Source organism: Limnobaculum xujianqingii (genome assembly GCF_013394855.1).
GTDB classification, from domain to species: Bacteria; Pseudomonadota; Gammaproteobacteria; order Enterobacterales; family Enterobacteriaceae; genus Limnobaculum; species Limnobaculum xujianqingii.
This window is the reverse complement of sequence record NZ_JABMLK010000001.1, coordinates 558,107-578,884: the sequence shown is the minus strand read 5'-3', so window position 1 is coordinate 578,884 and position 20,778 is coordinate 558,107. Positions and strand designations below refer to the sequence as shown.

18 protein-coding genes, 2 tRNA genes and 1 pseudogene are annotated in these 20,778 nt (G+C 44.0%); 11 read left to right on the top strand and 10 right to left on the bottom strand.

Annotation, left to right across the window (positions count from 1 at the left end):
- The first annotated feature begins 9 nt into the window (after positions 1-9).
- Entirely contained in the window at positions 10-147 is a 138-nt protein-coding gene (locus tag GOL65_RS02365; RefSeq protein WP_228723034.1) for a DUF2770 family protein, read from the top strand.
- Between the two features lie 133 nt (positions 148-280).
- Here the strand turns inward: GOL65_RS02365 and fumC are convergent, their stop codons facing one another.
- A complete protein-coding gene (gene fumC / locus GOL65_RS02360) occupies positions 281-1,678 on the bottom strand; it encodes a class II fumarate hydratase (protein WP_140918614.1) in 1,398 nt (465 codons plus the stop codon).
- Between the two features lie 264 nt (positions 1,679-1,942).
- On the opposite strand from fumC, the gene GOL65_RS02355 reads away from it, so the two are divergent.
- Positions 1,943-3,484 (top strand): YdgA family protein, encoded by a 1,542-nt coding sequence (locus tag GOL65_RS02355; protein ID WP_140918613.1) that lies wholly within the window; start codon positions 1,943-1,945, stop codon positions 3,482-3,484.
- A 314-nt stretch (positions 3,485-3,798) separates the two neighbouring features.
- Positions 3,799-5,802, top strand: a complete 2,004-nt coding sequence (gene aegA / locus GOL65_RS02350) for a formate-dependent uric acid utilization protein AegA (RefSeq protein WP_140918612.1) — start codon at positions 3,799-3,801, stop codon at positions 5,800-5,802.
- A 339-nt stretch (positions 5,803-6,141) separates the two neighbouring features.
- On the opposite strand, the gene GOL65_RS02345 is transcribed toward aegA, so the two are convergent.
- The gene (locus tag GOL65_RS02345) at positions 6,142-6,750 is read right to left on the bottom strand and encodes a riboflavin synthase subunit alpha (RefSeq protein ID WP_140918611.1); all 609 of its coding nucleotides are present in this window, start codon (positions 6,748-6,750) and stop codon (positions 6,142-6,144) included.
- Between the two features lie 255 nt (positions 6,751-7,005).
- On the opposite strand from GOL65_RS02345, the gene GOL65_RS02340 reads away from it, so the two are divergent.
- From GOL65_RS02340 to GOL65_RS02320, 6 genes are all read left to right on the top strand, one after another.
- Complete coding sequence (locus tag GOL65_RS02340) at positions 7,006-8,379, top strand: MATE family efflux transporter (RefSeq protein WP_140918610.1); 1,374 nt, start codon at positions 7,006-7,008, stop codon at positions 8,377-8,379.
- A gap of 167 nt (positions 8,380-8,546) precedes the next feature.
- A tRNA-Val gene (locus GOL65_RS02335) sits at positions 8,547-8,623 on the top strand.
- A gap of 33 nt (positions 8,624-8,656) precedes the next feature.
- A tRNA-Val gene (locus GOL65_RS02330) sits at positions 8,657-8,733 on the top strand.
- A gap of 188 nt (positions 8,734-8,921) precedes the next feature.
- Positions 8,922-9,053, top strand: a complete 132-nt coding sequence (locus GOL65_RS22355) for a hypothetical protein (RefSeq protein ID WP_267078997.1) — start codon at positions 8,922-8,924, stop codon at positions 9,051-9,053.
- Positions 9,054-9,064: 11 nt separating this feature from the next.
- A complete protein-coding gene (gene pykF, locus GOL65_RS02325; protein WP_140918609.1) occupies positions 9,065-10,477 on the top strand; it encodes a pyruvate kinase PykF in 1,413 nt (470 codons plus the stop codon).
- Positions 10,478-10,848: 371 nt separating this feature from the next.
- Positions 10,849-11,061: an LPP leucine zipper domain-containing protein gene (locus tag GOL65_RS02320; protein WP_130591336.1), complete on the top strand. Its 213-nt coding sequence runs from the start codon at positions 10,849-10,851 to the stop codon at positions 11,059-11,061.
- 412 nt (positions 11,062-11,473) lie between these two features.
- Here the strand turns inward: GOL65_RS02320 and GOL65_RS02315 are convergent.
- A pseudogene (locus tag GOL65_RS02315) lies at positions 11,474-12,349 on the bottom strand (L,D-transpeptidase family protein); the annotation flags it as partial.
- A gap of 399 nt (positions 12,350-12,748) precedes the next feature.
- On the opposite strand from GOL65_RS02315, the gene tpx reads away from it, so the two are divergent.
- Positions 12,749-13,252 (top strand): thiol peroxidase, encoded by a 504-nt coding sequence (tpx, locus tag GOL65_RS02310; RefSeq protein ID WP_179038132.1) that lies wholly within the window; start codon positions 12,749-12,751, stop codon positions 13,250-13,252.
- Between the two features lie 71 nt (positions 13,253-13,323).
- Here tpx and tyrR read toward each other — a convergent pair whose 3' ends face one another.
- A complete protein-coding gene (tyrR, locus tag GOL65_RS02305) occupies positions 13,324-14,904 on the bottom strand; it encodes a transcriptional regulator TyrR (protein ID WP_140918606.1) in 1,581 nt (526 codons plus the stop codon).
- Positions 14,905-15,206: 302 nt separating this feature from the next.
- On the opposite strand from tyrR, the gene GOL65_RS02300 reads away from it, so the two are divergent.
- Entirely contained in the window at positions 15,207-16,475 is a 1,269-nt protein-coding gene (locus GOL65_RS02300; protein WP_140918605.1) for an O-acetylhomoserine aminocarboxypropyltransferase/cysteine synthase family protein, read from the top strand.
- 73 nt (positions 16,476-16,548) lie between these two features.
- Here GOL65_RS02300 and GOL65_RS02295 read toward each other — a convergent pair whose 3' ends face one another.
- The 6 genes from GOL65_RS02295 to pspA form a co-directional block, all read right to left on the bottom strand.
- Complete coding sequence (locus tag GOL65_RS02295; RefSeq protein ID WP_140918604.1) at positions 16,549-17,610, bottom strand: YcjF family protein; 1,062 nt, start codon at positions 17,608-17,610, stop codon at positions 16,549-16,551.
- On the bottom strand, positions 17,607-19,004 hold the full coding sequence (locus tag GOL65_RS02290) for a YcjX family GTP-binding protein (RefSeq protein ID WP_140918603.1): 1,398 nt from the start codon (positions 19,002-19,004) through the stop codon (positions 17,607-17,609). Before GOL65_RS02290 ends, GOL65_RS02295 begins: the two co-directional genes overlap by 4 nt.
- A complete protein-coding gene (locus GOL65_RS02285) occupies positions 18,985-19,215 on the bottom strand; it encodes a phage shock protein D (protein ID WP_130591343.1) in 231 nt (76 codons plus the stop codon). Before GOL65_RS02285 ends, GOL65_RS02290 begins: the two co-directional genes overlap by 20 nt.
- A 142-nt stretch (positions 19,216-19,357) precedes the next feature.
- A complete protein-coding gene (pspC, locus tag GOL65_RS02280; RefSeq protein ID WP_130591344.1) occupies positions 19,358-19,702 on the bottom strand; it encodes an envelope stress response membrane protein PspC in 345 nt (114 codons plus the stop codon).
- Positions 19,702-19,935 (bottom strand): envelope stress response membrane protein PspB, encoded by a 234-nt coding sequence (gene pspB, locus GOL65_RS02275; protein ID WP_130591345.1) that lies wholly within the window; start codon positions 19,933-19,935, stop codon positions 19,702-19,704. The genes pspC and pspB overlap by 1 nt, the downstream gene beginning before the upstream one ends.
- A gap of 81 nt (positions 19,936-20,016) precedes the next feature.
- Entirely contained in the window at positions 20,017-20,688 is a 672-nt protein-coding gene (gene pspA, locus GOL65_RS02270) for a phage shock protein PspA (RefSeq protein ID WP_140918602.1), read from the bottom strand.
- Positions 20,689-20,778: the final 90 nt, after the last annotated feature.

Here is a 20,778-nt window from a genome sequence, read left to right as displayed (position 1 = left end):
GAGGTTAAGGTGAAAGAAAAGAAAGATCTGATGTCGCGCATTATTGATACAGTAATGAATAATATCCGGGAGCATATGATGATTTATATCATCATTTGGATCATTGTTCTGTTGCTGGATATTTATTACATCTGGTTTTACGAGTAATTGATTTATTAAAACTAAAAGCACTTTCGATCGCTAAGGAAACTAAAAGCCCGTAATTATCTGAGTATAATTACGGGCTTTTATATCGATCCTGGAAAAGCCAACACATCAGCCTTCGGTTAGCAGCAATAAGTTATTTCTTCATACTGCCAACCATATCCTCTGGTTTGACCCACTCGTCAAACTGAGCTTCTGTCAGATAACCTAACTTCAGCGCTGATGCTTTCAGGGTAAGATCTTCTTTATGGGCCTTTTTCGCAATTTCAGCCGCTTTGTCATAACCTATATGGGTGTTAAGCGCTGTTACCAGCATCAGCGATTCATTCAGTAATTGAGATATGCGCTTTCTGTTGGGTTCAATGCCAATCGCACAATGTTCATTGAAGCTGTTCATGCCATCCGCCAGCAGACGAACAGACTGCAGGAAGTTATCAATAATCATCGGGCGATACACGTTTAGCTCAAAGTTACCGGATGCCCCACCAATATTAATGGCCACATCGTTGCCCATTACCTGAGCACACAGCATGGTAAGAGCTTCACACTGAGTTGGATTAACTTTGCCCGGCATAATCGAACTGCCCGGTTCATTTTCCGGAATGGCGATTTCACCAATACCACAACGAGGGCCAGAGGCCAACCAGCGTACATCGTTAGCAATTTTCATTAACGATGCGGCAAGCCCTTTCAATGCACCATGAGAATGAACAAGCGCATCACAAGTTGCCAGTGCTTCAAATTTATTTGGTGAAGTAACAAATGGTTGTCCGGTTAACGAAGCCAGTTCTTTAGCTACCCGAACGGCGTATTCCGGATGAGTATTCAGTCCGGTCCCCACGGCCGTGCCACCTAAAGCCAGTTCACTGAGATGTGGTATCGAATTTTCAATGTGTTTGATGTTATATGACAACATGGCTGCCCAGCCTGAAATCTCCTGTCCCAGCGTTAGCGGCGTGGCATCCTGTAAATGTGTTCGGCCAATTTTGACAATATCGTGAAATGCTTCGGATTTACCGGCCAAAACTTGATGTAATGCTTTCAGTTCCGGTAATAAATGGCTGCGTACTGCAATCACTGCCGCAACGTGCATACCGGTTGGAAATACGTCGTTAGAGCTCTGGCTTTTATTTACATCATCATTAGGATGCACTAAACGATCGTTACCCCGCTTACCGCCCAGTATTTCACTGGCGCGATTGGCAAGAACTTCGTTCATGTTCATGTTGGTTTGAGTACCGGAACCGGTTTGCCAGATAGAAAGAGGAAACTCATTACTATGTTTATCAGCCAACACTTCATCGGCAGCACTGATAATGGCCTGGCCTTTCTTCTCATCCAGCAACCCTAATTGCATATTTACCGTAGCAGCCGCACGTTTCACCTGGGCTAAAGCATGAATTAACGCCTTGGGCATTTTCTCCTGAGAGATACGGAAATGCTCCAGTGAACGCTGGGTTTGTGCGCCCCACAGGCTGCTTTCAGGTACTTCAATCGGGCCCATTGAATCTTTTTCTGTACGCATAGCAACCATGAGTTTCTCCTGATTCTGGTCAATTAATATGTTAATAAACGGTAACAATCATCTCATAATGCTCTGTATGAATATGTGACATTCCACTGTTTAATGAAGATGAGAATCATTAATATTATTAAACTGTACATAAAATCTTTTTAACTATTGTTGCTTATCAACCGTCTTTCAGCGGACAATCAGCTCCTATTGTAGTTAGTCATATGTATAGTTACGCACTGATATTGTAAGTCGTTAACGACAAAGGAACAGGATGAACGAACGATGAAAAAATCGATAGTTGCAGTTGGTGTATTAATCGTACTGGGTGGCGCTTGGGTTGGTGGTGCGTGGTATACAGGGAAAATGATTCAGGATCAGGTCAATAAATCCATTGTTGATGCCCAAACCTACATTGACAAAAATGCACCTGAATATCAGGCAAAGCTTTCTGTTGCTGATTATCAACGTGGTATTTTCTCCTCTACCATTAATTATCAGTTTGAAATGGTTGATCAAACCAACGAACAAGGCCCACAGAAAGATAGCGTAACCATTCATCAGGAAGTCAGCCATGGTCCATTCCCGCTGGCAAAATTCAGCCTGATTCCTAAACTGGCTTACTCAAAAACCGAACTGGTTAAACAAGACTCTCTGAATGAGCTGTTTGAAATGGCGGGCGGAAAGTCCCCTCTCACGGTTGATATCTTAACATCCTATAGCGGCAGTTCTGACCTGAAGTTGGTGTTAGAGCCGTTAACAGGAAAAGATTCTAATACTTTTAAATTCAGTGGATTAACTGTTGATGGTGTTGCCAAAGTCCTGAAGGGTGAAGAAGCGGTTACCCTGACCAGTTCTCCATTTGAACTGAATGATGAAGGACGCATTGTGTCATACGATACAGCCAAGATTGATGTTACTCAGAATAAAGCTCAGGAGTACCAGGCAACGGCCAGCGTAGGTAAATTTACCATTGCTGAGACTGATGCAGATCAGCTGGTTATGAATGGTCTGACAATAAAAAGCAACGGTAAAATCGGTAAGTTCGATCTTGGTGTAGGCGTCAGCGATATTGAACTGAAAAATGTTACCTATACCGTTAAGCAGCAGCCAAAGTTGACTATTGATAATCTTTTAATTTCCAGTAATGCACAGGAAACTGATAAATTTGTTAACCAGGTGGTTGATACCACTATAGGTCAAATGAGCATTGAAGGAAAAATCATTGGTTCTGGTAGCCTGAAACTCAAACTGGATCAATTTGACGGTAAAGCTCTGCAATACCTGAATCAAAACTCAAACCAACTGACCTACCTGTTCCTTGGTATACCTGCTGAAGAGTCTGCCGAACAGGCAGGTAATATGATGATGAATAACCTGATGGCTTTCCTGGACGCTAATCCGGTAATCAGCATCGCGCCTTTTGTCTGGAAAAATGATAAAGGCGAAAGTCAGATTGATATGTCTCTGACTATGATGAAACCCGATCCGCAAAATATGGCAATGGAAGATATGTCTCAGCTACTGATGAGCTCAATTAAATCATTCAGCAGTAACAGTAAACTCTCCATCCCTATGCTGAACGAGCAAGTCAAAATTAACCATGAGATATCTGATGGTCTTTCTGCTGAAGAAGCACAAGCGCAGGCAACAGAATCTGTTCAACAAATGGTCAGCCTTGGTTTAGCACAGAAGATGATCAGCAAGCTGGATGACAACACCATTACCAGCAGTTTTAACTATGCTGACGGTGTAATTGATCTGAATGGACAAAAAATGCCGGCAGAGCAGTTCATCAATTTGTTTATGATGTCTGGTATGGAATAGTTCATATAATAATCGAACGGTAATAAATAAACGTTTCCGCTTGAAATAAATTGTTTCTAGCGGAAACGTATCAGCAAGTGAGCATTTAATCAGCTTTAACAAAAATACCTTTTCACAATCAAAAAATTAAATGAAATTCTGTTTCAGTTTCATTTATCCTCAACCGGTATTTCACAAACTTTCTTTGGCATTTTCACTATTGTTAACCCCGCTTTCCTGTGATAAACACCATAACCATAATAAAAGTGATGATAATCCCTATAATAGCTATTTATAAGCAATCCGATTAAATCGGATCTTTACAGGAAGTATTTATGAACCGCTTTGTCATAGCCGATGCAAAAGCCTGTATCGGATGTCGTGTCTGTGAAGTTGCCTGTGTCATGACTCATAATCAGGGTAAACACCCTGAGGTTCCTGAGCTCTATTTCCCTCGCATTAAAGTTATCAAAACTGCCAGCATCAAAACCGCTGTCACCTGTCGACACTGCGAAGATGCCCCTTGTGTTCAGGTGTGTCCGAGTGCGGCATTAACTCATGGTGATAACTGCATTCAATTGGATAAATCCAAATGTATCGGCTGTAAAACTTGCGTTTTAGCCTGCCCATTTGGCGCAATTGGCATGGTTGAAGAAAGCGTAACCTTTGCTGATGGTGGCCCAAACCGCACTACCGCCCATAAATGTGACCTGTGTGCCGATGATGCAGAAAGCCCGGCTTGTGTAGCCAATTGCCCAACCAAAGCATTAAAAGTATTCAGTCAGGAATATTTGCTTGAGCAACAGCAGCAAAAACTCCGCCATGCGGCACTGCGTGAAGATCCAATGGGTGCAACACGAGGTGTTCAACAGGTAGAAAATGACACGGTAAATAAGCTGGCTGGAAAAGTCATTATTCCGCGTAGTGATGCGATTAAAGTCGATTTGCCATTGCGAAAAACTGAGTTTGTTGAGATCTACAAACGTTTCACTCCTGAGCAGGTTGAAAATCAGGGAGACCGCTGCATTACCTGTGGCGACCATGCATTTTGTGAGTGGACTTGCCCACTGCATAACCGTATACCTCACTGGATCTCTTTAGCGAAGCAAGGCCGTATCATTGAAGCTGCCGAACTTTCTCATCAAACCAGTAGCCTGCCGGAAATTTGCGGCCGAGTTTGTCCACAGGATCGCCTGTGCGAAGGCAGCTGTACTTTGCATAGTTTAGGTGGCGTTACGGTAGGAAATATTGAACGTTACATTACGGACACTGCCTTTGAGATGGGTTGGAAACCCGATCTGTCTCATGTGCAATCATTAGGTAAGAGAGTGGCTATCGTTGGCGCTGGCCCAGCTGGTTTGGCCTGTGCCGATATTCTGGCTCGCAATGGTGTTGATGCGGTGGTGTTCGATCGCCATCCAGAAATTGGCGGAATGCTAACCTTTGGTATCCCCTCATTTAAGCTGGATAAAGAGGTGATGGTTCATCGCCGTGAAATCTTTACCGGTATGGGCATTGAGTTCCATTTGAATACTGAAATTGGTAAAGATATTGCCTTTGATTCTCTGCTTAATGACTATGACGCAGTTTTTGTTGGCGTGGGTACCTATCAATCCATGCGCGCAGGATTGGACAATGAAGACGCGCCTGGGGTTTATGATGCCCTGCCGTTCCTGATTGCCAACACTAAAAAAGTGATGCATCTGCCAGAGCTAAAAGAAGAGCCTTATATTAATCTGTCCGGAAAGCGTGTTGTGGTTCTGGGTGGTGGCGATACCGCAATGGACTGTTTACGCACCTCCATTCGCCAGGGCGCGACGGAAGTAACCTGTGCTTATCGCCGTGATGAAGCCAATATGCCAGGCTCCAAAAAAGAAGTGAAAAATGCCCGTGAAGAAGGCGTTGAATTTATGTTCAACGTACAACCGGTATCCCTTGAACTGGATGAAGATGGTCATGTTAGCGGCGTAAAACTGGTCAGAACAGAAATGGGTGAACCAGATGCCGAAGGTCGCCGTCGTCCGAAAGTGATTCAGGGTTCTGAGTTTATACAACCTGCTGATGCCGTCATCAAAGCCTTTGGTTTCCGCCCTCACGCCATGCCATGGCTGGCAGAGATGGGAGTAGAACTCGATAGCTATGGTGTTATTGTGGCACCACATCTGAATCATTTCGCCTGTCAAACCAGCAATCCAAAAGTATTTGCCGGTGGCGATGTGGTCAGAGGCGCAGATTTAGTGGTAACCGCTATTGCTGATGGACGTAAAGCAGCCAAAAGCATTGTGAGTTTCTTAACTGAAGGCGATCGGCCTGAATTGCTGTTGAATAAAGTATCCTGACCCATAAATAACAATCCCCACTATTAAGTGGGGATTCAAACTGGTGATAAAGTCAGATGATTCAGTTTTATGTTTTAACATAGCCAATCGGAGGGAGAAGGTGCCGTGGGGGTCGACTTGGCGTAAGCCAACGAAGTGCCCGTAGGCAGCTTAGGCCCGACGTGCTCTGTAGCTCAGTACAGATTGTTTACCGACCGTTATCGGTACCGATATTAGCACAGTGTTTTTTACGGGCGGAATATTCACAGGTGCTGATTTATTAAGTTTGTCAACAGTCTCAATGCCCACCGTTAGAGTGGGATTGCGCACCTTCCAGAATCACAAATTTCAAATGCGTGGTTAATTTTTACTGGCGAGAACACGCTCAACGGTATCAACAACCGCCTGAGTTTGCGGGTCAATCTCAATATTTACCGTGTCACCTAAACGTTTCTTGCCCAACGTAGTGCGTTCCAACGTTTCCGGTATCAGATATACGCAGAAACGACTCTTCACTACTTCACCAATCGTCAGGCTGATGCCATCAATACCAATGAATCCTTTATTCAGCACATACTTCATCAGGTCTTCCGGCATTTTGAACCAGATTTGACGATTATTCTCTGAAATCAGAATTTTCATGATCTCTGCCTGACACATGACATGGCCAGACATTAAGTGTCCACCAATTTCATCACCGAATTTAGCTGCCCGTTCCAGATTGACATTAGAACCAACAGAAAGCGCCCCCAGATTGGTTACTCGTAACGTCTCTTTCATTAAGTCAAAACTGACGATATCGTCATTCACTTCCGTTACCGTTAAACAACAGCCGTTATGTGAAACGGATGCCCCCGTCTCCAGCCCAGGCAACAGCTCAGCAGGAAATTTCATTTTATGGACGCGGAAATTAGCTTTTTCTTCGATTTCAACAACAGGAGCAGTACCCTGAACAATTCCGGTAAACATTCAATAGGCCTCAAATCAGTAGTGACATTTAGTAATGTACAAAATCAACTAAGCGGAAGTTTGACGCAATTTGATATAAAAACCAAATCCAGTTTCCGGTTTTATTCTTGTTTATGAATTTTAATCATGTGTGTTTCATTTGCTTACTGACGTTTAACAGGTAGAATCGTGCCCCTCACATTTCGGTTATCACTGTAGTATCTATACTTCAGTGGCATTTTTTTGTTTTAATCTCAATATATTAAAGGTAAGTACGTGCAGAAGTATACCCGTGAAGCGCGTAATCTGCTGGTTTTAGCTATTCCAGTTATTGCAGCCCAATTCTCCCAAACCGCTATGGGTGTAGTTGACACCATCATGGCCGGAGACGTTAGTGCAACTGATATGGCCGCGGTAGCTGTTGGCACTTCCATTTGGTTACCCGCCATTTTATTTGGACAAGGGTTGTTAATGGCATTGACGCCGGTAGTGGCGCAATTGAACGGTGCCGGGCGCAGAAAAGAAATTGCTCATCAGGTAACACAATCCGTCTGGATGGCGTTGTTCATATCGTTGTTTCTTATCGTGCTGTTGTATAACAGTCACTATATTATCGAGCATATGCAAAATATCGATGAGAAGCTGGCGGATATCACCATTCGCTATCTGCGCGCTATTATGTGGGGAGCTCCCGGTTATTTGCTGTTTCAGGTCTATCGCAGTCAGTGTGACGGATTATCAAAAACTAAACCCAGCATGGTGATTGGATTTATTGGCTTACTGGTCAATATTCCCGTTAACTATGTGATGATTCACGGCAAGCTGGGTTTTCCCGCAATGGGTGGTGTAGGCTGTGGTATTGCTACCGCATCGGTATATTGGGTGATGTTTATTGGCCTCAAGCTATACGTACGTTCTGCCCGTTCTCAAAAAGATATTGTTCAATACAGTACTTTTGAGAAACCCTATATGCCCACCCTCAAACGTTTGTTTAACCTTGGTTTACCGGTAGCTCTGGCGCTATTTTTTGAGGTTACTCTGTTTGCTGTCGTGGCATTACTGGTTTCACCATTAGGCGTCGTTTCTGTCGCAGGACACCAGATAGCGCTTAACTTTAGTAGTCTGGTTTTCGTTATTCCGCTGGCGTTGGGTGTAGCAACCTCAATTCGGGTTGGCTTTAAGCTGGGGCAGAAGAAAGTTGATGAGGCCAGAGTGGCTTCTTATACCGGATTGATAATGGGCTTAAGTCTGGCCTCTATCACTGCCCTGTTTACCGTAGTTTTCCGCCATCAAATAGCATTACTGTATAACGATACTCCTGCGGTAGTGATGATGGCGACCCATTTGATGTTACTGGCAGCAGTGTATCAATGTTCCGACTCTATTCAGGTGATTGGTAGTGGAATTCTGCGCGGTTATAAAGATACCCGCTCTATCTTCTATATTACTTTTACTGCCTACTGGATTGTAGGATTACCCGTTGGTTATTGTCTGGGGTTAACCGATTTGTTGGTTCCGGCAATGGGACCAGCCGGTTTCTGGATTGGATTTATTGTTGGTTTGAGTGCTTCTGCAGTGCTAATGATGCTACGTATGCGTTGGCTACAAAAACAACCTGTCGAGCTTATTCTGGCCCGCGCTCAGCGTTAATGCTTTCTCGGGCAGCCTGTTGGACAAAAAAGAGGCTGCCTGAGCAGTAAGTCGCCAGTTAGCGATGTTGGCAGAAGAAAATCGCTTTTTCTCCTTGCCACTGAGTCACTTCATCGTTAATATTCGTGCGCATTGTTAGTGCATCATGCTTTAATAATACAAAATATGCGTCCGTAGCTCAGTTGGTTAGAGCACCACCTTGACATGGTGGGGGTCGGTGGTTCGAGTCCACTCGGACGCACCAGATATCTCTTCTTCCGGTATCTGGAATTACAAAGCGCCCTTAGCTCAGTTGGTTAGAGCGCCACCTTGACATGGTGGAGGTCGGTGATTCGAGTTCACTAGGGCGCACCATTTTTTATCTCCCCCACATCCCCTGTTTCCGGCCCTTCTGTACGTTTTCACTAAATTCAGCTGCTTATTACATTATTATTTCAACATTTATCCATTTTCTTCTGGTGCATTTCCCCTCTATAATAGGCAAAATAGTGAGTTGAAAGGTTTCAGCAAATGAGTGAGCCGCAGTTTCTTCGGTATAAAGGATGATTTCTATCTACAGACTGGCGATATTGGCTATGTTTCGCAATACTGAAAGTAACCTGATTGTGCGTGTATTCTTTTCTGAAGCCTCAATGGCAGGCTATCGTTTTCTTTCCACACAAAAATATCGGTAAAAATTATCATCATGAAAAAGACTAAAATTGTATGTACCATCGGTCCAAAAACTGAATCAGAAGAAGTTTTGGGTAAGCTGCTGAATGCAGGTATGAATGTAATGCGTTTGAACTTTTCTCATGGTGATTATAATGAGCACGGACAACGTATTTCTAATCTGCGCACGGTACTGGCCAGAACCGGTCAAAAAGCGGCTATCCTGCTGGATACCAAAGGTCCGGAAATCCGTACCATGAAACTGGAAGGCGGTAATGATGCCCCTCTGGTTGCTGGTCAAACCTTCACCTTTACTACCGACCAAAGCGTTGTTGGTAACAATGAACGTGTTGCTGTGACCTATACTGGTTTTGCAGAAGACCTGAAAGTGGGTAATACCGTACTGGTTGACGATGGTTTGATTGGTATGGAAGTGATCGAAGTTCGCGCCAAAGAAGTTGTGTGTAAAGTACTGAACAGTGGCGATCTGGGTGAAAACAAAGGTATCAACCTGCCAAACGTCTCTATTCAACTGCCAGCGCTATCAGAAAAAGATAAAAAAGATCTGGTATTTGGTTGTGAGCAAAATGTTGATTTTGTTGCTGCTTCTTTTATCCGTAAGCGTTCAGACGTACTGGACATCCGTGAGCATTTAAAAGCACACGGTGGTGAACATATCCAAATCATCTCCAAAATTGAAAACCAGGAAGGCCTGAACAACTTCGACGAAATTCTCGAAGCATCAGACGGTATCATGGTTGCTCGTGGTGACCTTGGTGTTGAAATCCCGGTTGAAGAAGTTATCTTCGCCCAAAAAATGATGATTGAGAAATGTAACCAGGCTCGTAAAGTGGTTATCACCGCAACACAAATGCTGGACTCAATGATCAAAAACCCTCGCCCTACTCGTGCTGAAGCCGGTGATGTTGCTAACGCCATCCTGGACGGTACTGACGCGGTTATGCTGTCGGGTGAAAGTGCTAAGGGTAAATATCCACTGGAATCCGTTACTATCATGGCCACCATTTGCGAACGTACCGATTGTGTGATGCCATGTCGCGTAGACAAACTGACCTCTTCCGGTAAATTACGTATTACTGAAGCCGTATGTCGTGGCGCAGTAGAAACTTCAGAGAAGCTGGATGCAGTACTGATTGTTGTAGCTACCCAAGGTGGTAAATCAGCTAAAGCTATCCGTAAATACTTCCCTACTGCACCAATTCTGGCGTTAACTACCAACGAAACCACGGCTCGTCAGTTAGTTCTGACTAAAGGTGTGACTGCGCAAGTAGTTAAAGAAATCGCCTCCACTGATGATTTCTACCGTATTGGTAAAGAAATGGCGTTAACCAGCGGATTAGCGCAAAAGAATGATGTTATCGTAATGGTATCTGGTGCACTGGTTGCCAGTGGTACAACAAATACTGCTTCCGTACATATTCTTTAACAACTCTTGTAACATTAAAACGCCATCTGAATCAGATGGCGTTTTTTTTCGTCTATTTTATGGCGAAATCTGCTGTCAGAATTATTGATTAATTGTGCTATATTTTTTATCCAAAATTGGATAATGGTGTATAAAAACACAGGGTTATTTCACCCACTTATCTTTAGATAAATTTTTTGTCCCCCACACGTTCACTTTTTTTAGTAGCGTAAAATCCTTTTTTTCGCAAATAAAAATTTGTTTTGACTATTCTTTAACCAAACAAGCAAAATAGTTTGCGAGAAGTTAAAAAATTATTCTCATTCCGAAAAAGTTTGTGTAATACTTATCGGGCTACATGCAAAAAGTTAACTCAAATTGAGGGTGTAAATATGAACCGTACTAAAGTGGTACTGGGTGCTGTAATTTTAGGTGCTACTCTGTTAGCTGGCTGTGCGAAAAGCACTGACACTTCAACTAACAGCAAGCTGACTCAACTGATCAGCGATGTTGCTGCTTTACGTTCTGATGTACAAGTTGCTAAAGATGAAGCAGCTCGTGCTAACCAACGTTTAGACAACATGACTCGTTCTTACAAGAAATAATATTTCTCGTAAGGGAAAATGGCGCACTTAAGTGCGCCATTTTTTTTATCCGTATTAGCAAGTTACTATTTTCTGCTTTCTCGTTTCACCATCTGCCCTATCTCATTCTTCAACTTTGGTTCCGTTACTTCCCAATAGCAATAATAGCGTCTCTACTCCACTTTAAGCTTATTAAAATAATTTTAAGACCTGTATGAGTGGTAATGGAAAAAACGCCTCAAATTAGCGCTCAGGCGATTATTTATCGAAATAGAATATCAATGATGAAAAGATTTAACCGCAAGGGAAAATAATTAAGTTACATCAGGAAAATATATCAAAGGGAAAACATTATGGCGGGAAATATTATTAAAGCAGCGGGAAGACTTTCCCACTGCTTTATTTGTCACTACCCTTAACGCTATTAACGATTCACCAGCAACGGTAATCCAGAACGACGCTCAATTTCAGCATTCACTCGGGAAGAGTCAGTTGACGGGTTATTAATAAATGTCGCGATAGTTGGGTGAATTTCAATTGGTTTAGTCTGCGGATCGTCATTTTCAGACTTAGACAATGGCTGATGAATTTCAACATAACGAGAACCATCAGGCTCTACTGTTGCTTTAATCGGCTCATTAACCACTTGAACTCGGGTTCCCACAGGAACGGTATTAAACAGTTCTTCAATATCGTTAGGGCGTAAACGGATACAGCCAGAGCTTACACGCATACCGATACCAAAATCAGCATTAGTACCATGAATCAGGTAAGTCCCACCTGCCGCAGCCAGACGTAGGGCAAATAAACCCATTGGGTTTTCCGGGCCTGCCGGAATTACTGCCGGTAAAATGATACCTTCTGCCGCGTAATTTTTACGAATATTGGCGGTTGGCGTCCAGGTTGGGTTGGCCTTTCTTTCAATAATAGTTGTCGTCATTACCGGCGTATCTCGACCTAACTGGCCAATACCAATTGGATAAACGATAACGGTGTTTTTTCCTTTCGGATAGTAGTAAAGGCGAAGTTCTGACAGGTTAATAACGATGCCATCGCGCGGTGTATCAGGCAGGATCATTTGCAGCGGAAGAATTAATTCTGAACCCGCTTTTGGCAATAGTGGATCAACGTCCGGATTTGCTTCCAGCATAGCAATCAGGCCGATTTGATAATCTGAGGCGATTCGTTCCAGTGAGCGTCCGTCATTCGGAACAATCAATACCCTATTCTCACCAATTAAACGGCTATTCGACGATGGTAGCGGGTATTCCATAGCCTGAGCGACAGAAAAATGACCAACGAACAACATAGCCAGCACAGCCTTACAAACTGCAAAAACACGGTTCATTCTTAATTCCTAAACTTCAGCTTTATATCAGTTAAATTTGTCTGGTTTACCGCAGACATGGGTAACCATCAGTTTACATCTATCAACAGCTATTATGAATCAAAACAGATCATTCATACAGAGATGCTACCTGTTGTCCGGCGAAAAATAATCAATTTTTTTGCTGATTAGAGCAATAGATCCAAGCTAAGTTTGATTTAAGGAAACTGAATGAACTGATTTTAAAAGAAAAAATAGCATGAGAATTAATAGCAGGATCAATTTACGGCAACACTAATTTATTTTGAGATATCCAAAACTATTTTGTTGGACTAAGATAACTTAATTGTTAATTTAAAGTAACATTCACTGGAGGCAGTTATGACTCAAACCGTACAAATGAAAGGCAATCCTGTATCCGTTGCCGGGCAATTACCCAAAGCTGGTGACAGCGCAAAAGCATTTACCCTGGTAGCCAAAGATCTCTCTGATGTCACATTAAGTACCTATGCAGGCAAACGTAACGTACTGAATATATTTCCAAGTGTAGATACTTCAGTGTGTGCTACATCGGTCAGAACCTTTAACCAACGCGTGGGTGATGTCGATAATACGGTTGTGTTATGTATCTCTGGCGATCTGCCCTTTGCTCAAGCACGCTTTTGTGGCGCAGAGGGTTTAGATCATGTGGTTACCCTGTCTGTATTCCGTAATCCAGAATTTAAACAAAATTATGGCGTGGATACTCAGGACGGCCCACTAAAAGGTTTAACTGCCCGTGCTGTAGTGGTACTTGATGCTAACGATAAAGTAATTTACAGCGAACTGGTTAAAGAGATCTCTACTAAACCAAACTATGATGCTGCGCTGGCCGCACTGAAATAACCGCATTACTACCGAATATATTACATGAAAAAGGGAGCCACTGGCTCCCTTCTGTTTTCCTGAGTTTTGCTTTATTCGTTATCAACAACTTCTACATTTTCAGCAGTACGCGATGGTTGGCTTAAACCATATTCTCTGAGCTTATTAGCAATTGCCGTATGGGAAACACCTAATCGTTTAGCCAGTTTACGGGTACTTGGATAGCTACTGTACAACTGAGTTAATACTGAACATTCAAAACGTTTACAGATCTCATCCAGACTGCCATCCATAATGTTATTATTCAGCATCATTTCCGCAGAGACTTCAGGCAATACAATATCTTTAACCTGTAGCTCATTGCCTTCCAACTGAGTAAAGCTGCGATAAAGAATGTTCTTTAATTGTCTGACGTTGCCCGGCCAGCCGTATTGGGTTAATAACGGTGTTAAATCCGGAGCCAGCTTAGGACGGTGGACACCCAACTGATCGGCGAACAGTGTAATAAATTGCTCTGCCAGCGGCATGATATCGGAAACACGTTCCCGTAATGGAGGAGTTGTTAGTGTCAGTACGTTCAGGCGATAATACAGATCCTCTCTGAACAACCCCTGACTGACTAAATTAAACAGGCTCTTTTGAGTTGCACAAATCACACGAACATCTACGTATACTTCCTGATCTTCACCTACCCGCCGGAAGGTACCATCATTCAGGAAACGCAATAATTTTGCCTGCATGGTTGGTGACATTTCACTGATGTTATCCAGCAAAACTGAACCACCATTCGCCTGTTCAAAAAAACCTTTTTTGCTTTCGATCTGTGCGCTTCCCGCATGGCCAAACAGTTCGCTTTCCACCACATCATCAGGCAAAGAGGCGCAGTTAATTGCCAGAAACGGTTTATCCCGACGAGCGCTGCGAACGTGGCAGGCTTGAGCTAAAACATCTTTACCGGTTCCGGTATCACCAATAATCAGTAATGGGACATCCAGCATTGCTAATTTGTTGGCCTGCTCTATCAGCAGTTTCATTTTGCTGCTGATGGCGACGATATGACCAAACGCATTGTTATCCGCTACGTTCTTATTCTGTAGCTGACGCCCGATTCTGGCTGCGGACTTCAGAACAATTACTGCACCGGTCACTTCTTTCGGCAACTGATCGTCATCACTCTGGTAGATAGGAGTGATATCCATCAGGTAATCCTGACCGCGAATAATTGCACGTTCCGAATGGGGTATGATGTTTTCCCCTTCCAGATGCCGCAGGAAGTTATAGCCACTTAACAGGCTGGAAGCAGTCTGAGTAAGTATTCTTTCCTCAGAAAGTCCAAACAGCATCAAAGCCGCATGGTTAGCCAGGTCGATCCGCCCTTTCAAATCGATAGAAATCACCGGTTCAGGCAAAGATTCCAGTAACGCCCTCAATGCGTGTAAACGCTGTTCCGAAGGCATATAAGAAACGGTGCGAACATCGGTTACGCCGGTGATCCGACGAATGTTCACCATCAATGCACTGAATACATCAAAATCAATAGAGGAAAAGTTAAGGTAGATCTTACCGCTGACATCAATTTCGATGCCCCGTAGATCAAGATTGCGGGCAACCAGCAAATCAAGTAGTTCACGGGTTAATCCCAGACGATCTTCGCAGAGGACTTCAAGACGCATTGTGAATAGCCTTGTTTAACGAGCACACTGTAACGGTTGTTGCCCCTATCATACCCGTAGAGCCCGTTCAGATGAAGAGGAGTGTCACAAAAAGTTGACAGGTTTAACAGAAACTCATTGGATACACTCAATCATCGCCATCAATATCACCACTTTATGATTTAGTCAGGCTTTTCAAGGCATAGATATGAAAAATAATCGACTAAAAAATTCATTTGCCTGTTTCATTTAACAATAAACAATGATTAAGTAACATTTCCTTAAACATATCCTCCATAAAAATAGAAAAAAGAGAATAGCGAATGAAAGACGCAACACTAGCACTGCATCATGGATTTCAAAGCGATCCAACCACCAAGTCCGTAGCTGTACCTATCTATCAAACGGTTGCTTATGAGTTTGACAATGCTCAGCATGGTGCTGACCTGTTCAATCTGGCGGTACCGGGCAATATCTATACCCGAATAATGAACCCGACCAATGACATTCTGGAAAAGCGCATGGCGGCCCTTGAAGGCGGTATCGCAGGATTAGTGGTTTCTGCTGGTAGTGCTGCTATCAGCTATGCTATCCAGACTCTGGCCCAGGCAGGAGACAACATTGTCAGTACGCCACAGCTATATGGTGGCACTTATACTTTGTTCGCTCATATGCTGCCAGGCTTTGGCATTAATGTGAAATTTGCCCGGGACGATTCGCCACAGGCGATCGCTGAGTTGATTGATGAAAATACCAAAGCCGTGTATTGCGAAAGCATTGGCAACCCTGCTGGAAACATTGTTGACATTGAAGGACTGGCCACGGTTGCTCACAACCATGGCGTTCCCTTAATCGTAGATAACACCGTAGCCTCTCCGGTTCTGTGTAAACCAATACAGTTTGGTGCAGATATCATCGTTCATTCAATTACCAAATACGTTGGTGGTCATGGTAATTCATTAGGTGGAGCAATTATCGATTCCGGTAACTTCCCGTGGGAAAAATACCAGCAGCGATTCCCAATGTTCAGCACTCCCGAAGCCGCCTATCACGGCGTTGTTTATACGGAAAGTTTTGGTGCAGCTGCATTTATTGCCCGGGCCAGAACCGTTCCTTTACGTAACTGTGGTGCAGCCCTTTCGCCAATGAATGCGTTCTTGTTGTTACAAGGACTTGAAACCTTATCGCTGCGAATGGAACGTCATGTAGAAAACGCCATAAAAGTAGCTAACTACTTAAAACAGCATCATAAGGTTGCCTGGGTCAGTTACGCTGGTCTGCCAGACCATCCTCATTATCCATTAGCACAAAAGTATATGAATGGCACACCTTCCGCCATTCTCTCGTTTGGTTTGAAAGATGGCTATGCCGCCGGTGTGAAATTCTACGATGCGCTGCAAATCTTTAAGCGTTTAGTGAATATTGGTGATGCCAAATCTCTGGCCTGTCATCCCGCTTCAACTACCCATCGCCAAATGTCTGAAGAAGAACAGGCAAAAGCAGGGGTTAAGCCGGAAATGATCCGTTTATCTGTTGGTATTGAAGCCATTGAAGATATTCTGGCCGATCTTGAACAGGCACTGAACGCCTGATTTTAATGTGAATAGCAAAAGGCGGCACCATAGTAAATGGACGCCGCCTTTTTATCTTAGCTATCTGAGAAACTCACGCTTTACTGCTTCCACCTTTCGGTAACTTGCTTTTTATCTGCGCTATTAGTTGGGTACGAAAATCCCCTAAGCGTGGCTTGTCATCATCCATCCAGGGCAATGGACGACATAATTCCATCGCTTTAATACCAAGGCGAGCGGTCAATAAACCGGCCCCAATTCCCTGTGCAGCTCGGGTAGATAATCTGGCGGTAATATCCTGAGAAATCCAGTCCATACCCACTTCCCGAATTAATTCAGTGGCGCCGGCAAACGCAATATTCAGCATTACCAGTTTAAACAGTCGGATACGGCTAAAATAACCTAGCTGGATACCATAAATACTGGCGATGCGATTGATCAGTCGGATATTGCGCCAGGCAATAAATGCCATATCGACAATCGCCAGCGGGCTAACGGCAATCATCAAAGCTGATTCGGCAGCAGAACTGCTGATTTCACGACGAGCCTGCTGATCTAATACCGGTTGCACCAGTTTGGCATACAGGGAAACCACTTCGCGATCGTTTTGCGTTTCATGCAATGATGCCTGCCAGCGTTGTAAAGCCGGATGACTTTTATCAATACCTGCCTGAACAGCCAGTTTCTCACAAAACTCACGCCCTTTACCCAAGGCGTGACTATGTAACAATTCACGAGCGATATCTCGCTCTTCTGCACGCTCCCGCAGACGATATAATCGACGCCATTCGGTTATCACCGAACCAACACCAGCTACAACGATGATGGCCCCAGCGCTATAAGCACCCAGAGTAATCCATTCGTGATTCTGAATCGCATCAGAAATACGGTAAATTCCCTGCGCAACCACGCTAATGCCAAACCCCCCCAGTCCAAAAGTGACCATTTTTCGCCACAAACTAGTTTTGGGCTTAAGGGCATTCATAATAATGCCTTCGGCTTCACCCTCTTCCTGCTCTTCTTCCAACTCCGGAGCCGTAGGAAAGAAGTTTTCTGCTTCTTGTGGGTCAAACTGCAAATTGCTGCGTAAAACAGGCTCTTTTTCATCCAACAGAGGCTCATCAAAGGTGATACGCCCTTTTATGGGTTGGTTCATTTAAGCTTATCTCCTAACAGAAACTCCATAACCGCATCTAAACGAATATGGGGTAATGGTGTATCAACGCTCATTGGCTTAGGTCTGAATTGATCAAAATGAAAACCTTGCTGTTGCCAGAATGATGGCTCTGGTAAACGAGCTGGAACCTCTCCGGGATAGACCGTTAATGGCTGACCATCTTCCAGGCGGTAACCCTTCAACGCTGGCAGACGATTTCCCTGATGTTCAATCATGCCGCTCTCTGTTGCCTGTACTGATGCCAGACCTACGCAATCCATACTAATTCCTTCAAACGCCGCATTCTGCCAGGCTTCCTGTACCAGTTGTTGCAGCAGAGAAACCAAATTAGCGTGCTGATCCGGTGTGATATGGTCCGCTTTACTGGCTGCAAACATCAACTTATCAATACAGGGAGAAAACAGACGTCTGAGCAAAGAACGCTGGCCGTAGTGGAAACTCTGCATTAACTGAGTCAGAGCCAGACGCATATCATTAAATGCCTGCGGGCCATTATTTAACGGTTGCAGACAGTCTACCAATACAATCTGGCGGTCAAATTTCATGAAGTGGTCCCGATAGAAACCTTTTACTACATGCTGACAATAGTAATCATAGCGGGCTTTCAGCATTCCCCAGTTGGTTCGCTTATCGGCCTGAGCCAGTCGGGATTCATTTTGCGCATTAATCTCTGGCCACGGGAAAAATTGTAATGCCGGAGCACCGGCTAAATCCCCTGGTAACACAAAACGCCCTGGTTGAATAAAATGCAGTCCTTCCTGCTTACAACGCAGCAAATAATCACAATAGGCTTGAGCTATATCTGCCAATAAATTCTCATCAACCGGCCCTAAAGGATCGCATTTGGCGCAGAGGTCAAGCCATGGTTTAGCCCATTCGGCACGCTCTCCCTGCCGAATGCTGTTCATTTGATGAGACCATTCCAGATAGTTTTGTTCCAACATTGGTAAATCTAATAGCCACTCCCCCGGATAATCGACAATTTCCAGATAGAGTGTGGAATGGCTGGTAAAGTGACGTATCAGTGAATCATTAGAACGAAAGCGTAACGCTAACTGAATTTCACTAACTCCGCGGGTTGGCGTTGGCCAACTGGCAGGTGAACCATACAGCGATGCTAATCCTTCATCATAGGTAAAACGTGGAATACCAAAATCTTTCTGTGGAATTCGTTTCACCCCCAGCAAGCGTTCTTCCCGGACAGCGGAAAACAAAGGCAAACGAGCACCGTTATTCACATTTAAAAGTTGGTTAACAAACGCGGTAATAAATGCGGTTTTTCCGCTACGACTCAGCCCAGTGACCGCCAGTCTCAAGTGACGGTCCAGCCCGCGGTTAACCAACGAATTTATTTCATTTTGCAGTCGTTTCATCCGAACCCTTTTTAAAGCGCCAGGCAATGGAGCCAAACACTTTTCTTAACAGTGGTTCACCAAACATGACCAGTAACAGTCTAACCGGCCGCCATAATTTGCTTTTTAACAGGAATGATAGCACTAACGCCGGAGCATAAGAGCGCCCAAAGAATAATATTATCGTGATAAGCGGTTGAATAAGAGCCTGCAGTTTAGCTGACTTTTGCATGATTGCTCCTGAAACTCTGGGGTTATGCTATCTCATCGGAAGATGGTGACATGTCGATGCGAGCTTCCCTGAACCAAGGGTTGCTCGCATAGTATGAAGATAATGGTCGTAACTTATAATACCGTTATTTATGCCACTGGTATTACAGGCGACGAAATCGACTTTCCACCTGAAAAGTCTCAGAGGTCAAATAACGTTCCAGATCGCGCAGACGCTGTTCACTGGCTGCCAGTTCTTGTTCAACTTGCTTCATCCGCTGACGAGCAGGGATTCGGCTATGCAAATTTGCTTCTTCGACCGGTGCGCTTTCCAAAAAGAACACCATGGTGAAATAAACCACAACGGTAACAAAGAAGAAGCCAAACACTAATGCTAACAGGGCTAAAATTCTAACCACCAGTACCGGGATGCCCAGATAACGCGCAATTCCCGCACATACGCCGCTAATCATGCCTTCATCAGGAATACGATACAGTTTATTGTTCATTAACGTTGTCTCCAGTTTGGATGTTCTTCATCCAATATAGCTTCCAGAGTCTGAATGCGGTCACGCATTCTTTGCGCTTCATCAGTAAGTTTTGCTAACCGTTGCATATCTTGCTGATTCAACTGACCACCATCGCTCTGTTTTCCACGGTAGTGCAACCAGAGCCAGATAGGGACAACAAACAAGATAAATATTGTCAGCGGTATGGCAAGTAAACCCAGTAGCCAACTCATTGATATTCCTTCTTATCTAAAATTCTTAGATTGTCGCTTATTCATACATTCTGAATAAGCGACCTCATCAGCCTGTTATGATTAGGCGTCTTTATTCATATTCATTTTAGCTTTCAGGGCCGCTAATTCATTATCAATTTGCTCGTTAACTTTCAGCTCGGTGAACTCCTGACTCAGGCTCTTTGACTTGCCGAAACCAACGCTTTGCCCTTCTGCTTCCATGTGGTCAATGCGACGCTCGAATTGTTCAAAACGAGCCATTGCAGCATCAATTTTACCACTATCCAACTGGCGGCGAACATCACGTGTAGAGCTGGCAGCCTGATGGCGTAAGGTTAATGCCTGCTGGCGAGCACGAGTTTCACTCAGTTTCGCTTCCAGTTCGCCAATTTCGTTACGCATACGGTCAAGGGTTTCATTAACAATGACCAGCTCTGATTGCAGTACAGCTACCAGGTCCGCAACTTTCTGCTTTTCAATCAGTGCCGCACGCGCCAGATCTTCTTTGTCTTTACGTAATGCCAGTTCAGCTTTTTCCTGCCATTCTGCTTGCTGAGCTTCCCCTTGTTCAATACGGCGAGATAACTGCTTTTTCTCTGCCAGTGCACGAGCTGATGTTGAACGAATCTCTACCAGTGTGTCTTCCATCTCCTGAATCATCAGGCGAACCATTTTTTGTGGATCTTCAGCCTTCTCTAATAAGCTGCTGATGTTAGCGTTTACGATATCAGCGAAACGAGAAAAAATACCCATGGTTATGTCCTCTTCTACAGTGGTTAATCAATTAACTGGCATATATTGCCATTCAGGTTAGTTACCATAGATATATCAAGAAGCGTGCCA

Excerpts from the sequence above, each read along its gene's own strand:
- fumC (WP_140918614.1), bottom strand. The coding sequence starts at position 1,678 with ATGGTTGCTATGCGTACAGAAAAAGATTCAATGGGCCCGATTGAAGTA.
- GOL65_RS02355 (WP_140918613.1), top strand. The coding sequence starts at position 1,943 with ATGAAAAAATCGATAGTTGCAGTTGGTGTATTAATCGTACTGGGTGGC.
- aegA (WP_140918612.1), top strand. The coding sequence starts at position 3,799 with ATGAACCGCTTTGTCATAGCCGATGCAAAAGCCTGTATCGGATGTCGT.
- GOL65_RS02345 (WP_140918611.1), bottom strand. The coding sequence starts at position 6,750 with ATGTTTACCGGAATTGTTCAGGGTACTGCTCCTGTTGTTGAAATCGAA.
- GOL65_RS22355 (WP_267078997.1), top strand. The coding sequence starts at position 8,922 with ATGATTTCTATCTACAGACTGGCGATATTGGCTATGTTTCGCAATACT.
- pykF (WP_140918609.1), top strand. The coding sequence starts at position 9,065 with ATGAAAAAGACTAAAATTGTATGTACCATCGGTCCAAAAACTGAATCA.
- GOL65_RS02320 (WP_130591336.1), top strand. The coding sequence starts at position 10,849 with ATGAACCGTACTAAAGTGGTACTGGGTGCTGTAATTTTAGGTGCTACT.
- tpx (WP_179038132.1), top strand. The coding sequence starts at position 12,749 with ATGACTCAAACCGTACAAATGAAAGGCAATCCTGTATCCGTTGCCGGG.
- tyrR (WP_140918606.1), bottom strand. The coding sequence starts at position 14,904 with ATGCGTCTTGAAGTCCTCTGCGAAGATCGTCTGGGATTAACCCGTGAA.
- GOL65_RS02300 (WP_140918605.1), top strand. The coding sequence starts at position 15,207 with ATGAAAGACGCAACACTAGCACTGCATCATGGATTTCAAAGCGATCCA.
- GOL65_RS02295 (WP_140918604.1), bottom strand. The coding sequence starts at position 17,610 with ATGAACCAACCCATAAAAGGGCGTATCACCTTTGATGAGCCTCTGTTG.
- GOL65_RS02290 (WP_140918603.1), bottom strand. The coding sequence starts at position 19,004 with ATGAAACGACTGCAAAATGAAATAAATTCGTTGGTTAACCGCGGGCTG.
- GOL65_RS02285 (WP_130591343.1), bottom strand. The coding sequence starts at position 19,215 with ATGCAAAAGTCAGCTAAACTGCAGGCTCTTATTCAACCGCTTATCACG.
- pspC (WP_130591344.1), bottom strand. The coding sequence starts at position 19,702 with ATGAACAATAAACTGTATCGTATTCCTGATGAAGGCATGATTAGCGGC.
- pspB (WP_130591345.1), bottom strand. The coding sequence starts at position 19,935 with ATGAGTTGGCTACTGGGTTTACTTGCCATACCGCTGACAATATTTATC.
- pspA (WP_140918602.1), bottom strand. The coding sequence starts at position 20,688 with ATGGGTATTTTTTCTCGTTTCGCTGATATCGTAAACGCTAACATCAGC.